The 13,771-nt window shown below is 64.3% G+C and carries 15 protein-coding genes; 5 read left to right on the top strand and 10 right to left on the bottom strand.

Annotation, left to right across the window (positions count from 1 at the left end):
- Positions 1–1,473: C4-dicarboxylate ABC transporter (locus R3280_RS13090; RefSeq protein ID WP_318999055.1), on the bottom strand; the 1,473-nt coding region annotated here is incomplete at its 3' end.
- Between the two features lie 32 nt (positions 1,474–1,505).
- The gene (locus R3280_RS13085; protein WP_318999054.1) at positions 1,506–2,561 is read right to left on the bottom strand and encodes a hypothetical protein; all 1,056 of its coding nucleotides are present in this window, start codon (positions 2,559–2,561) and stop codon (positions 1,506–1,508) included.
- A 247-nt stretch (positions 2,562–2,808) separates the two neighbouring features.
- Between R3280_RS13085 and R3280_RS13080 the strand changes: the two genes are divergently transcribed.
- Complete coding sequence (locus R3280_RS13080; RefSeq protein WP_318999053.1) at positions 2,809–3,081, top strand: HU family DNA-binding protein; 273 nt, start codon at positions 2,809–2,811, stop codon at positions 3,079–3,081.
- 48 nt (positions 3,082–3,129) lie between these two features.
- Here R3280_RS13080 and R3280_RS13075 read toward each other — a convergent pair whose 3' ends face one another.
- The 8 genes from R3280_RS13075 to gshB all read right to left on the bottom strand — a co-directional run bounded on the left by R3280_RS13075 (position 3,130) and on the right by gshB (position 10,205).
- Positions 3,130–4,149 (bottom strand): putative solute-binding protein, encoded by a 1,020-nt coding sequence (locus R3280_RS13075; protein ID WP_318999052.1) that lies wholly within the window; start codon positions 4,147–4,149, stop codon positions 3,130–3,132.
- A gap of 278 nt (positions 4,150–4,427) precedes the next feature.
- Positions 4,428–5,726 (bottom strand): dihydroorotase, encoded by a 1,299-nt coding sequence (locus R3280_RS13070; RefSeq protein WP_318999051.1) that lies wholly within the window; start codon positions 5,724–5,726, stop codon positions 4,428–4,430.
- On the bottom strand, positions 5,723–6,736 hold the full coding sequence (locus R3280_RS13065) for an aspartate carbamoyltransferase catalytic subunit (RefSeq protein ID WP_318999056.1): 1,014 nt from the start codon (positions 6,734–6,736) through the stop codon (positions 5,723–5,725). The genes R3280_RS13070 and R3280_RS13065 overlap by 4 nt, the downstream gene beginning before the upstream one ends.
- 57 nt (positions 6,737–6,793) lie before the next feature.
- Positions 6,794–7,309 (bottom strand): bifunctional pyr operon transcriptional regulator/uracil phosphoribosyltransferase PyrR, encoded by a 516-nt coding sequence (pyrR, locus tag R3280_RS13060; protein WP_318999050.1) that lies wholly within the window; start codon positions 7,307–7,309, stop codon positions 6,794–6,796.
- Positions 7,310–7,324: 15 nt separating this feature from the next.
- The gene (gene ruvX, locus R3280_RS13055) at positions 7,325–7,765 is read right to left on the bottom strand and encodes a Holliday junction resolvase RuvX (RefSeq protein WP_318999049.1); all 441 of its coding nucleotides are present in this window, start codon (positions 7,763–7,765) and stop codon (positions 7,325–7,327) included.
- Complete coding sequence (locus tag R3280_RS13050; protein WP_318999048.1) at positions 7,758–8,324, bottom strand: YqgE/AlgH family protein; 567 nt, start codon at positions 8,322–8,324, stop codon at positions 7,758–7,760. The genes ruvX and R3280_RS13050 overlap by 8 nt, the downstream gene beginning before the upstream one ends.
- Positions 8,321–9,184: an energy transducer TonB gene (locus R3280_RS13045; RefSeq protein WP_318999047.1), complete on the bottom strand. Its 864-nt coding sequence runs from the start codon at positions 9,182–9,184 to the stop codon at positions 8,321–8,323. The genes R3280_RS13050 and R3280_RS13045 overlap by 4 nt, the downstream gene beginning before the upstream one ends.
- A 49-nt stretch (positions 9,185–9,233) precedes the next feature.
- Entirely contained in the window at positions 9,234–10,205 is a 972-nt protein-coding gene (gene gshB, locus R3280_RS13040) for a glutathione synthase (RefSeq protein ID WP_318999046.1), read from the bottom strand.
- Between the two features lie 557 nt (positions 10,206–10,762).
- On the opposite strand from gshB, the gene pilG reads away from it, so the two are divergent.
- The 4 genes from pilG to R3280_RS13020 all read left to right on the top strand — a co-directional run.
- Positions 10,763–11,155: a twitching motility response regulator PilG gene (gene pilG, locus R3280_RS13035; protein WP_318999045.1), complete on the top strand. Its 393-nt coding sequence runs from the start codon at positions 10,763–10,765 to the stop codon at positions 11,153–11,155.
- Positions 11,156–11,188: 33 nt separating this feature from the next.
- Positions 11,189–11,551: a twitching motility response regulator PilH gene (gene pilH, locus R3280_RS13030; protein WP_318999044.1), complete on the top strand. Its 363-nt coding sequence runs from the start codon at positions 11,189–11,191 to the stop codon at positions 11,549–11,551.
- A 19-nt stretch (positions 11,552–11,570) separates the two neighbouring features.
- Entirely contained in the window at positions 11,571–12,116 is a 546-nt protein-coding gene (locus R3280_RS13025; protein ID WP_318999043.1) for a chemotaxis protein CheW, read from the top strand.
- A 77-nt stretch (positions 12,117–12,193) separates the two neighbouring features.
- A partial coding sequence (locus R3280_RS13020; RefSeq protein ID WP_318999042.1) for a methyl-accepting chemotaxis protein occupies positions 12,194–13,771 on the top strand: 1,578 nt, incomplete at its 3' end.

Below are 13,771 nucleotides of genomic sequence, written 5' to 3'. Positions count from 1 at the left end.
CGGCAGTATCCGCGGCGCCGAGAACTCGTCCATGGCCACGTTCAGGGCCAGGCTGTAGAACAGGATCACCCCGGCCATCACCAGGGCGTAAGGCAGCAGCGGCCGCAGCGCCGCCAGGCTCGCCGGCAGCGCCTGCGCCACTGGCGCCAGCTGGAAGCGGTTCTGGCGATTCACCGTCAGGGCCACCAGCATGAACAAGCTGGCAGTCAGGGCGAACACCCACAGGCCCCAGCCAAACAGCTCATCGGTGGTCACCTCCCGGTTCAGATAGGCAATCACCACCACCAGCAGGCAGGGCCGCAGCACCACCCCCAGGGAACCCGACATGGCGGTGGCCGCCAGCGCCAATTGCCGGCGCGCACCGGCGGCCCGTAACTCACTGTAGATCACGGCACCAGCGGCAATGACGAAGATGCCGGAGGCGCCGGTATAGGCGGTGGGTATGGCCGCCACCAGTACCGCCGCCACTGCCAGCATCTCCGGCGGCATCCGCCAGGGCCGGAACACGTCGAACACCAGCGGGGCCATGCGGGTCTGCTTCAGCATCATGCCGACCCAGACGTAGAGCGCCACGTTCAGGAACATGTCCGCCAGCTCCATCATGGTCCCCAGATAGATGCCAATGCCGGCGGCGTGGCCGATCAGGGCAAAGTAGCTGCCGGAAATCAGGCACATCACGGTGTACAGCGGCACCGCCAGGAAGGCTTTCCTGAGGTTGCCGCCGGGCTCCAGATCGTCGGGCATCCGGAACAACCGGTAGAGGCTGGCCAGCGCCAAAGCAGCGAAACCGATCACCCAGAGGTTATGCAGCAACATTCGTTCCGGCGCGATGTCGCCGCCGGCGGACACCGTGGAGTGGCGGAACAGAACGCTGGAACCCAGCAGCATCAGATTGGCCACCGTCTGCAGGAGGTGGGAAACGGTGTAGTCGAGCCGGGTTTCCATGGCCCGCATGGCGATGTGATGCCGGGTCAGGGTGGCGGTGGCAGCGCAGAGCATGACCAGGATCACCAGGATGAAACGCTGGGACTTTAGGCCAAAGGCAATCACATCGGCAACAAACAGCTCCACCGCCCGGTAGGCCTTGACCGCCGGCGTCAGCCGGTCACGGGTCTGGTCGAACAGGGTATGGCGCTTGCGACAGTCCTCGATGGACCGGGCGATGGACTGGCGTACCTCCAAGGGGTCCTTTTCGGCCTCCCCCAGCAGGTCCAGCATGTCGTCGCCCAGATCGCTTTCGCGGTTGAGCTCGGCGTTGACGGCCGCCTCCAGGTCCCGGTTGGGATCGCAGCTGGGCTGCACCGGATCCGTTCGTAGCTGGTAGTAGCCACCCCAAAGCTGCTCGCCCAGGCGCAGCATCTGGTTGTGGATGTCACTGCTGGTGGAGAACACCACCACCGCCAGCAGCAGCAGGCAGGCGGGCAGCGAGGAAAACCACTCCCGGGTGGTTCGCCTGGAGGCGTAGGCAGACATCTTGTCAGCCCTGTCAGTCAGTCGTGAAGGATTCAGAGGATGTCATCCAGGTCCATGGTTTCGGTGGCTTCCGGCTGGTCGTCCCAGAAGCTGCCCAACTGGCCCATGGGGGTGCGGTAGCCCACGTTCTCCATCCACAGGCGATCGGAAATGGCCAGGATCACCTGGGTCGCCATGCGATCCACCATCACCCAGTCCTCCGCCGGCGGCTTGCTCTCGATGGCCTCGGCGTGGCGGCGGATTACCGCCCGCAGGCGCTGCTGGTCGCCCTTGTTGATGGCGGCAATGGCGTGAAAGACATGGCTGAGGCGGACACCGGCCTCCTCGCCCTGACGGTCGGCCACTTCCAGGCGCTCAAAGGCGTCCTCGCCCTCGGGCTGGGCGCCGGGAATCATGGCCCAGACGGTGGCCCGCAGCGCCATGGGGGCACCCCACCAGGTTTCGTTGTCCAGGCAGGAGGTGGCCCGGGCCACCGTGCCGCCGATGTTCTTGGGCACGCCGATGGCGGAGGTGGACTGGATTTCGGCGTTCAGGGCCTGCAGGCCCGACAGCAGCCCGGCCATGTAGATGAAACCGTCCAGATCCTCGTCGAAATCCGGGCAGTCCTTGCCATCCGGGACCCCGTAATGGAGGTTGTGATGCTGCCAGCCGGCGTAGTAACGCTTGGCGGCCAGGGCGTAGTGGCGCTTCTGGCGAATGGCGAAGTCCTGGGCGCTGTCGGCCCGCAGGGCCCGCAGGGCGGCGAGGCTGGCCAGCTCGTCCTCCCGGGCGCGCTCCTCGGCGCAGCCACCGGCGGCTAGGTAGAGCATCACCGCCAGCTGGTCCGGGTCACTGGTCACTCGGCCGAAGGACATCAGCAGCGGTGACGTGGCCTCGCTCATGGCGCAGCTCATGGCCAGGTCATCGGTCTGCATCAGGTAGGGCACGGTATGGTCCTTTGAGAACCCCTTCATGACATCGCCGGTGGTCTTGTAGAGCACATGGTTGACCGCGCTGCAGCCAGTAAGCACCATGGCGGTCAGGGCTGCGGCGGCGACACCGCGCAGACGGGCCAGCGGGGAATTGGACGGGGGAATCTCCATGGTCATGCCTGTCACCTTCTTGTTTCTTGTTATCAAAGCGCTCGCTTCCCTGCCCTCAGGCGGTCATGTTACGAACTGTAACCGGACAGCATTATCCCCGAGAAAGCGCGCCGTTTGTGAGACTCGCGCCTCAAAGCTGGATTCTGTGAAGACATGTCTTGAGTCTTGTCATTGACACCCCCGGCTGAGGCGCTATACCTGACCACAGCAGATCGCACGCGACCTGCTCCACACCAACCGCAAGGAGTGTTCAATGCGCAAACCAGACCTGGCCAACGCCATTGCCCAAGAAACCGATCTGAGCCAAGACAAAGCCAGTGAAGTGATTACCGCCTTTACCGACCAGGTATCCGCGGCAGCCGCCCGTGGTGATGACGTTTCCCTGATTGGTTTCGGCACGTTCACCGTGCGTCAGCGTGAGGCCCGCAGTGGTCGCAACCCCCAGACCGGCGCCACCATCCAGATTCCCGCCAGCCGCACCGTGGGTTTCAAACCCGGCAAGGCCCTCAAGGAAGCCGTCAAGTAAACCGCCAGGCCGCCTGCCCGTGAGCAGGCGGCCGTGCCTCTCCCCTCCTCAGGAAGAACATTCGGACCGGGTACCGTCGACCCGGCAGCGGATTGCCCGCATCAGCTTGATGGCGCGCTCGTCGTAGACGCCGTCAGCCAGCAGCGACAGCCGGACCTCCCTGAGCATCTCGTCGTAGTTGCGGGTGTCCTCCGCTGGCGGATGCATCCACACCGTTTCGGGAATTTCCGCCTCCGCCTGGGCGATGATGTCGTAGGCTTCGTCGATGCGCTTGATGGACTCCTCCCGCACCATCTGGCCGGCCCGGTCGGGGAAGCGGTCACGGTGCAGGATGACCTGGAAGTTCATGTAGGCCAGGGCGTACTTGAACACGCCGCCGTTGGGCTGCACGCCCTTGTAGAGTTCCAGCGGGGTGTAGGCCACCGCCGGCGCGTAGGCCAGATCCACACTGCCGTTGTTGAACTTGCCGGCAAAGTTGGCGGAGTTGGAGCCAACCACCGAGGCCCCCACATGGCGCACCATCCGCACCGACGCGGTGTCGTAGTCCAGGGTGGCGATCTTCTTGCCCTGCAGTTCCTCCACCGTGTCGATGGAACGGTCCCGCATGTGCAGGTAGATGGCGCCGGCGGGGAAAACCCCGGCCACTTCGTAGGGCCCGCTGATCAGAAAGGGCCGCGCCTTGGGCTGACTCAGGGTGTTGTAGAGCAGCCGCATCTCCTCTTCCCCGGGCACGGCCCCCATGGCTTCCAGGCTGCCGGTGAACTTGTTGAACTCGCGGGCCCGGGTGCCGGTAAGCAGCACCGCGTCGCACTGGCCGGCCTTGAAGTCCTCGGCCGCCACCTTCTCATCGGTATAGGCCCGCAGGTCCAGCCGGATGCCCTCTTTCAGCGCCGCCGGCCGGAAGGTCTTGGTGATGGCAAACAGCGGGCCGTTGGCGCCCACCGGGTCGAACACGCAGAAACTGCGGTCCAGAATCTCGCCGGACTCCTGGGCCAGGGCGGGCAGGGTCAGGCTGGCGGACAGCAGGACAGCGGCAAGCAGCCTGCAGGTAAGGGATGGTGTGGTCACGGGATGGCTCCTGGTCTGTTCTTTTGGGACGCATGCCGATTCGCGGACCGGGGCGGCCAATGACCGCCACCTGGCGCAAACCGCGGTGCTTCCGTCACCTGGCGTCCAGCGTTTTGTTATGGGTCGAGCATAGGTCGACGGGGGAAAGGATACGTTGGCAGAGGCGCCCCACTTCAAGCGCGTTCGGGCAAAAAATGGGGAACTGTGATGGGGTAGACACCACCAGCGCTGACCAGCCCACGTTTAGCGGGCCCTGGCCGAGCGCTGGCGGCCAGGGTTCAGTAGGTGCCGGTCCAGGCCACGCGACCCTGGCACAGGGTGTGGCGCACCACTCCGGTCATTATGGCGCCCGGTCGCGGCACGTGCTTGCCCACCGACAGGATATGGGCATCGGTGGCGCGCCAGCTGGCGTTGGGATCGAACACGCAGAGATCGGCGACATCGCCGATCCTGAGCTCACCGACGGACTGCCCGAGAATCTGGCTGGGGCCGGCGGTGAGGGCGCGAATCAGTTCCGGCAGCCGGATCTCACCGTCCCTCACCAGCTCCAGCCCCAGTGACAGCACACTCTCGATGGCAGACAGTCCCGGCGACGTTTCCCCCAGCGGTGCGCGCTTGGCGGCCGGGTCGTGAGGCTGGTGCTGGCTGACGATGGCACCGATCACCCCGTCACGAACCCCGGCCAGCAAGCCCTGGCGGTCCGATTCCGAGCGCAGCGGCGGGATCACGTGGAAGCGGCTGTCAAATCCGGCCAGGGCCTGCTCGGTGAACACCAGCTGGTGCATGGCTACATCCGCCGACACCGCCACACCGCGGCTCTGGGCCTCGGCCACCATGGCCACCGCACGGGCGGTGGAGAGCTGGCTCAGGTGCAGGCGCACGCCGGTCTCCTCCGCCAGCAGCAGCAGCTCCATCACGGCGGTGGTCTCGGCTACCTCGGGAATGCCCAGCAGGCCGAGACGCGCGGTCACCAGGCCATCGTGGGCGAAACCGTCGGCGGCCAGGGCCCGGTTGTTGGGCTGCAGCATCAGGGTATAGCCGAAAGTGCGGGCGTAGGCCATGCAGCGGCGCAGAATACGGGCGCTGCGCATGGATACCTGGCCGTTGCTGAAGGCAACACAGCCCGCCGCGGTCAGCCCCGCCATGTCGCTCAGCAGGTCCCCTTCAAGGCCACGGGTGGCGGCCCCCAGGGGCAGCACCCGGACTGCTCCCCGGGCGGCCGCCACTTCACGGATCAGGTGGGTGACCGCGCTTGAGTCATTGACCGGCGAGGAGTCCGGTGCCGCGCAGACGGTGGTGAAACCACCCTTGGCCGCTGCCAGGGTCTCGCTGGCGATGTTACCTTTCTGGTTGTTGCCCGGTTCCCGCAGATTGCAGTAGAGGTCCACAAAGCCGGGGCTGAGCAGGCAGCCGGCGGCGTCAATCACCCGGTCGGCGCTATCGGCCTCGGCCTGGGCGCCGAACGCCGCAATTTTTCCATCACGGACCAGTACGCTGGTGGGGGCATCGGCCTGGCCGGCGCCAGTGACCAGGGTCACCCCGGTAATACGCAGGCTGGAGGTTTCGGCGCGGCTCATGACTGCACCTCCCGTGTCGCCGCCAGGCTGCGCTCGGCCACCTGCCCGCTCATGGCCATGGACATGACCGCCATGCGCACGGCAATGCCATTGGTGACCTGGTTGAGGATCACCGACTGGGGCCCATCGGCCACCGCCGATTCGATCTCCACGCCGCGATTGATGGGGCCCGGGTGCATCACGATGCAATCCGGTTTGGCCAGCGCCAGCTTGTCCTGGCTCAGACCGTAGAGTTTGTAGAATTCCCGCTCACTGGGCAGCAGCGCGCCCTCCATGCGTTCCCGTTGCAGCCGCAGCATGATGACGACATCCAGGTCCTTAAGGCCCCGGGCCATATCGTATTCCACCTTACAGCCCAGGCTTTCCACATCCCGCGGCAACAGGGTCGCGGGGGCGATCACGCGCACCTCTTCAGCCCCCAGGGTATGCAGGGCGCGAATCTGGGAGCGGGCGACGCGGGAATGCAGGATGTCGCCGACGATGGCCACCCGAAGGCCGGCAAATCCGCCCTTGTGCTGGCGGATGGTGAGCATGTCCAGCATGGCCTGGGTGGGGTGGGCGTGGCGACCGTCACCGGCGTTGATAATGGCCACACCGGGCGTCACGGTCTCGGCGATGAAATGCGCCGCGCCACTCTGGGAATGGCGCACCACGAACATGTCGCTGGCCATGGCCTCCAGGTTCAGCAGGGTGTCCGACAGGGTTTCGCCCTTGGAGGTGGCGGAGGTGTTGATGTCCAGGTTGAGCACGTCGGCGGACAGCCGCTTGGCGGCCAGCTCGAAGGTGCTGCGGGTGCGGGTGCTGGATTCGAAGAACAGGTTGACCACCGTGCGGCCCCGCAGCAGGGGCACCTTCTTGATGGTGCGCTCGCCCACCTCGATGAAGGAGTCGGCGGTGTCCAGAATGTCGGTGAGCAGCTCCCGGTCGAGGCCGTCCAGGGTCAGGAAATGCTTGAGCCGGCCGTCCGCCGTGAGCTGGATCGAGGAGGAAAAAGCGTCTGTGTCCGTCATCATGGCCCGCCTGCCTGTTGTCGTGATTTCGCTGCTGAACAAGGTGTCGCCGGCGCCCTAGCCCGGCTGTTCGGTCTCCCGGAGTTCCACGCTCAAGGGATCCGGCCCCTTGAGCTTGACCCGCTGGTGGGCCTGCAGGGTCAGCACCCGGCCCACTACATCCGGCTGGATTGGCAGCTCGCGGGCGCCCAGGTCGATCAGTGTGGCCAGCATGATACTCGCCGGCCGGCCATAGTCGAAGATCTCGTTCATGGCGGCCCGGATGGTGCGGCCGCTCATGATGACGTCGTCGATCAGGATCACGTCCCGGCCCTCGGTCTCGAACGGCAGGTGGGAGGGCTGGACTTTCGGGTTCAGCCCAATGCGGCTGAAATCGTCCCGGTAGAAGGAGATGTCCAGTTCACCGTAGGGCTCGTCCAGCCCCAGGCGCTTGCTCAGCAGGTCCGCCAGCCAGACCCCGCCGGTGCGGATGCCCACCAGCGCCGGGCGCTCAATCCCACGCTCGCTGAGTTGCCGGCGCAGGTTCGCTTCAAGCTCGTCCAGCAGTTTGTCGATGTCCAGCAGTGCCGTCATGTTCGTCCTCTGAGGTTAACGCCGGGCTTCGGCCTCCAGGCCGAACCAGGTTTCCAGTATCAGTACCGCCGCCCGGTCATCCACACCGTGACGGCCGAAATCCCGGCTGCCGCCGGCGGCCAGTACCTCGCCTTTGGCCTCGAAGCTGCTGAGGCGCTCGTCCACCATGGCCACCGGCAGGTGGAAGCGGCCGTGCAGGCGATTGCCGAATTTCCGTGCGCGGGCGCACATGTCGTTCTCGCTGTCGTCCATGTTCAGCGGCAGGCCCACCACCAGCTGGTCCGGCTGCCACTCGCTGATCAGGGCGGCGATGGCGTTCCAGTCCGGGATACCGTCCCGGGCCGGCAACAGGGTCACCGGCCTGGCCCGGCCCAGGAGCTCCTGGCCGAAGGCGACGCCAATGCGGCGGGTGCCGAAATCGAACGCCAGCACCTGACGCTGGCCGGGGTCACGCATGGCCCACGGTCTCGCTGAGCTGGTTGAGGTTGATGCCGAGGCGGCGCAATACGGCGCCGTGCAGCTGCGACCACTCGGTCTTGAACAGCAGGTCCGGGGTCGCGGGGCAGGTCAGCCAGGCGTTGCTGGCCAGCTCGCCCTCCAGCTGGCCCTCGCCCCAGCCGGCGTAACCCAGGGCGACCCGGAAATGCTCCGGGCCGGCATCCTCGCCGATGGCCTGGAGAATGTCACGGGAAGTGGTGAGCATGACGCCATCGGCCACAGCGGCGGTATTGACCCAGGTCCGTCCTGGCGGATGCAGCACAAAGCCCCGCTCGGGCTGCACCGGCCCACCCTCGAATACCGGCTCTTCCAGCTCGGCGCCGTCCATGTCCAGCTGCTCGAGGATCTCCCCGAGGCTGATGTCCAGCGGCCGGTTGATCATTACCCCCAGGGCGCCGTCCTCGTTGTGTTCGCACAGGTAGATCACGCCACCGTGGAAACGGGGGTCCTCGAGAAAGGGCGTGGCCAACAGGAACTGGCCTCTGAGGTAGTGCGCGGCGCGGGTCTGGGCAGTCATCCGGAACTCAGCCCCCGGCGCTGGAAGGACCATGTGCGGATGATCTCGAGCTGGTCGGCCTGCTCACGCATCTCCTCGGGGAACGCCGAGAAGGGTGCCGCCAGGCGGATGATGCGGATGGCGGCATCATCCAGTACCGAACTGCCGGAGGACTCCAGAATCGCCACTTCCTTGAGGCTGCCGTCGGCCTTCAGCACCACCAGCACCCGCAGGGTGCCGTAGATACCCTCGCGCCGGGCCTCGGCGGGATAGTTGAGGTTGCCCACCCGGGTGACCTTGTCGATCCAGTTCTGCACGTACCAGGCATTGGCCGAGGCCAGGGTGGATACCGCCGTCACCCGCAGCACCCGGGGCTTCTTGGCATAGGCCTGGCGCTGGTCGTCGAATCGGGCCTCGAGCCTGGCAATCTCAAGACTGCGTTCCATCAGGCTCTTCTGCTCGGCCACCGGCGCGTCCATCTCGGGTGGCTTCTCCACCGGCTTCTGGCGGGCCACGGGCTCACTGCGGCTGGTGGTTTCCACCACCTCCTGCTGGGGGCGCTCCGCGGCCTCGGTCCGGGTCGGGGTACTGGGCTGGGCCTGGCTGTCGGCATCGCCGGTCACCTCCGCCGGTACCGGGGTGGTCATCTCCTGGCGCTCGGCCTCGGTGCCGCTGCCCTGCTGACTGGTCTGGGCCAGGAAATCCGCTTCCTCGGGGGCCTCCTGGTCGTCGTACTGCGACAGGGTGATCTCCATGGTCTCGGCGGTGGCAGGCGGCAGCTCGGGCGCAAAGGTTATTCCCAGCACCAGCACCGCATGCAGTGCCAGCGCCAGGAACAGCGTAAAAGAGAAACGATCGAAATCACTGACCTGAACTGCCATTACTCGTAGTTACCCAATGCTCCAATCCCCGGTGTCATGCTGATGGGGTCTATTCACCACCAGGGCCCGGCCGGGCCTCAAGGCGGCGGGCGATGGCGTCCATCAGCTGACCGGCGATATCAATATCAAAGGCCAGGTCCAGCTCGCGAATGCAGGTCGGGCTGGTCACATTAATTTCGGTGAGGTAATCCCCGATCACGTCGATGCCGACGAAGATCAGGCCCTTGGCCTTGAGGACCGGCCCCACCCGGGCACAGATCTCCCGGTCTCGGGCCGTGAGCTCACGGCCCTCACCGCGGCCGCCGGCGGCCAGGTTGCCCCGGTTCTCGCCCTTGGACGGAATCCGGGCCAGGGCGTAGGGCACCGGCTCGCCCTCGATCAGCAGGATGCGCTTGTCACCCTCGCTGATCTGGGGAATGAACTTCTGGGCCATGGCCTGATGCCGGCCGTCGTTGGTCAGCGTCTCGATGATCACGCCCAGATTGTTGTCGCCTTCCTTGACCCGGAAGATGGACTTGCCGCCCATGCCGTCCACCGGCTTCATCACCACGTCCCGGTGCTCGGCATGGAACGCCTTCAGGCGCTCGGCGGAGCGGGTCACGATCAGCGGCGGTGTGAGGTCTTCGAACTGGGTGGCAAACAGCTTTTCATTGCAGTCCCGAAGGGCGGCGGTGGGATTGACCACCAGAGTGCCCTTGAGTTCCGCCGCTTCCAATATATAGGTGGCCATCAGGAACTCCCGGTCCACCGGCGGATCCTGACGCATCAGGATCACGTCCAGGTCCGCCAGGGCCCGGTCCTGGGACTGGCCGTAGCGGAACCAGCCCTGGGGGTTCATGTCCACGGTCAGGTCCTGGGTGCGGGCGCGGGCCTCACCGCCTTTCAGGTACAGGTCCGGCAGGGTCATGTATTCGATCTTCCAGCCCCGCTGCTGGGCGGCCCAGAGCATCGCCAGGGTACTGTCCTTCTTGTAGTGGATGGCCTCGATGGGATCCATCACAACACCGACTCGAATTGTCATTGCGCCCCTACTCATGTTTTGCCAAAAACCGGAACCGATCAGCAGAGCGACCCGCTGAACAAGTGCTATGCTGCCCGGATGGTATTGTACCCGCTCCCGGAATGCACCTGAATCAGGTGTTGGCGCTATACCCGAATGGATTGCAGTAATACATTTGGTGACAAACTAATACTTTTGCTCGGGCCAGCCATACTCTATAAATAAACAGGGTTTATAGAACACGCCTAGAATCTGTGTTAAAACTCACCGGTTAAGGAGCCTCTGATCAACTCCTGAATGACCTCTGGCTTTCAGAGCAATCCACAATCAAGGCGCGACTTTGAAGTAATGTCTAGACCTTACGAAAAGTCGCAACGACGAGTGTGGATTGCTCTGGAAGCCCCGGAGGGCGAGCTCTGAATGCTGCATCTGCGGCGTTGCGCCCCTTGCCAAGGGCTACGGCCATTGGCGGCGAGCCGCGCCTTGCAGCTGCAGCATTCAGAGCACGCAGAGGCCATTCAGGAGCTGATCAGAGGCTCCACTACAACGACTCTCCTGGAGCTCAAGGCTGTTGGACAATGGATGACAACTTCGAAAACCTGAAGATTATGGTGATTGACGACAGCAAGACCATTCGTCGCACCGCAGAGACCCTTCTCAAAAAGGTTGGTTGTGATGTAATTACCGCTACAGACGGCTTTGACGCTCTTGCCAAGATCGCTGACACCCAGCCTAACATCATCTTTGTCGACATCATGATGCCGAGACTGGATGGCTATCAGACCTGCGCCCTGATCAAGAACAACTCGGCGTTCAAGAAGACGCCGGTGATCATGCTCTCCAGCAAGGACGGCCTGTTCGACAAGGCCAAGGGACGCATCGTCGGCTCCGACCAGTATCTGACCAAGCCGTTCAGTAAAGATGAGTTGCTGAATACCATTCGCCAGTATGTGCCACAGGCACAACAGTGATCCCCGCTGAAGCACGGAAACATCGAGGAAATCATGGCCCGCATTCTGATAGTTGATGACTCACCTACCGAAGTGAAGAAGATTTCAAGCATTCTGGAAAAGCACAAGCACGACGTGCTCACCGCCGACAACGGTGCCGACGGTGTCGCCAAGGCCCGTGCGGAGAATCCGGATCTTGTTCTGATGGACGTCGTCATGCCGGGCCTGAACGGGTTCCAGGCCACCCGACAGCTGACCCGGGCCCCGGAAACCGCCTCCATACCCGTGGTGATCGTGACCACCAAGGACCAGGAAACCGATCGCGTCTGGGGCACCCGTCAAGGCGCCAAGGGCTATCTGGTAAAACCGGTCAACGAAGACGACCTGATCAAAACGATCAACAGTCTGATCGCCTGACCTTCACCACGGAGTAAGCATGTCCGACCAGGCCGCCCCTTACGCCGTTCTGACGGATATCGCCCAACGCAGTCGGACCTACGCCGCCGGCCTGCCTGAGCAACAGCAAGCCGTCGAGCTTTGGAACGGCATTGGCTTTGTGCTCGCCGGCCAGCGCTACGTTGCACCCATGGGCGAGGTTGTCGAGATCCTTCACGTCCCCCGCTACACCCATGTACCGGGGGTTCGTTCTTTCATGCTGGGGGCCGCCAACGTCCGCGGCCGCCTGCTGCCCCTGATCGACCTGGCCCATTTCTTCGAGCTGCCCCGCAGCGCCCGCAGTCAGCGGGAGCGCCGCATTCTGGTGATCGAACGTGGCGACATCTTCAGCGGGCTGGTGGTGGACAGTGTCTCCGGCATGCAGTATTTCGCGGTGGATAATTTCGTGGCCGAGCCCACGGACATCCCCGCAAACGTTCAGCCCTTCGTCCAGGGAGGGTATGAGCGCAACGAGGAAACCTGGAAAGTGTTTTCGACTTTCGAGCTGATGGACGACGAACGCTTTCTGGACGTTGCCCAGTGGTGATGGCAATGGCAGGAACATCACCCACCCAGAAACCCGCAGGACAATAACTTGCCAATGAAGAGGCCGGGAGCCAGACAATGAAAAACAGAGCCGGAAGATTCGGCGCGGTTCAGGGAGCCAACAAGCTTGTTGGCGGTCTGATCGCCGCCCTGATCGCACTGACCATCCTGCTCGTTGTGGTACTGTTCATCATCAACAGGGACAGCCAGAACGACCAGGAATACATCGCCAACGCCAACGAGCTGCGGGTCCTGTCCCAGGAGATCGCCAAGAACGCCACCGAGGCCGCCGGCGGTACCGCCGAGGCCTTCGAACAGCTGCGCCGGTCAACGAGTGAGTTCTCCGTACTCTGGGGCAACCTGATCAACGGTAACCCGGAAACCGGCCTGCCCCCCAGCGAACTGGCCCAGCAAAGCCCGGTCGGACAGACCTGGGACGCGGTGCGTGACAACGCCGAGAGCATCATTTCCTCCCGAGAGGCGGTACTGGGCCTGCATTCGGTAGCCCAGACCCTGAACGAGACCATTCCCCAGCTCCAGGTGGAATACGACGACATTGTCCAGATCCTGCTGGACAACAACGCGCCGGCCGAGCAGATCGCCCTGGCCCAGCGCCAGTCCCTGCTGGCGGAGCGGATCGTGCGCTCGGTCAACAACGTACTCTCCGGTGACGAGGACGCGGTTATCGCCGCCGACCGTTTCGGTCGTGACGCCACCCTGTTCGGCCGCGTACTCGAGGGCCAGGTGGAAGGCAATCCGGCCATGGGCATTTCCCAGGTCCAGGACGAGGACGCCATCTACGGCCTGGAAGCCGTCGCCGAGCTGTTCGAGTTCGTGTCCCAGAACGTTGACGCCATCCTTGAGGCCTCTCCCGACCTCTTCAAGGTCCGTCGCGCCGCCAGCGAGATCTTCCAGAACTCCCAGGTCCTGCTGAACGAAACCTCCACCCTGGCGGACCAGTTTGCGGTCCAGGCCAACACCCGTTTCATCAGCCCGGCCCTGGCCTACATCCTGCTGGCCGCCATGGCCGCCATCGTGGTGCTGATCGGTCTGTCGCTGTATCGCGCCGCCCAGGAGCGCCTGGCCAGTACCCAGGAGCAGAACGAGCAGAACCAGAACGCGATCCTGCGACTGCTGGACGAACTGGCCGACCTGGCGGATGGTGACCTCACCACCGAGGCCACGGTTACCGAGGACTTCACCGGTGCCATCGCCGACTCCATCAACTACGCCATCGACCAGATGCGTGGCCTGGTACAGGCCATCCGGGGCACCGCGGTTCGGGTAGCCTCCGCGGCCCAGGAAACCCAGGCCACGGCCATGCACCTGGCGGACGCTTCCGAGCACCAGGCCCAGGAAATTGCCGGCGCCTCCGCGGCGGTCAACGAGATGGCGGTGTCCATCGACCAGGTATCCTCCAACGCCGCCGAATCCTCCGCGGTTGCGGAGCGGTCGGTTGCGATCGCCAAGAAAGGCGCGGAAGTGGTGCAGAACACCATTCGCGGCATGGACAACATCCGCGAGCAGATCCAGGAAACCTCCAAGCGGATCAAGCGTCTGGGTGAATCCTCCCAGGAGATCGGTGACATCGTATCGCTGATCAACGACATCGCCGACCAGACCAACATCCTGTCCCTGAACGCCGCCATCCAGGCG

The organism is Marinobacter sp. (genome assembly GCF_033722195.1).
Taxonomy (GTDB): Bacteria; Pseudomonadota; Gammaproteobacteria; order Pseudomonadales; family Oleiphilaceae; genus Marinobacter.
Note: the sequence above shows the minus strand (reverse complement) of the source record. Positions and strands in the feature narration are given on the sequence as shown.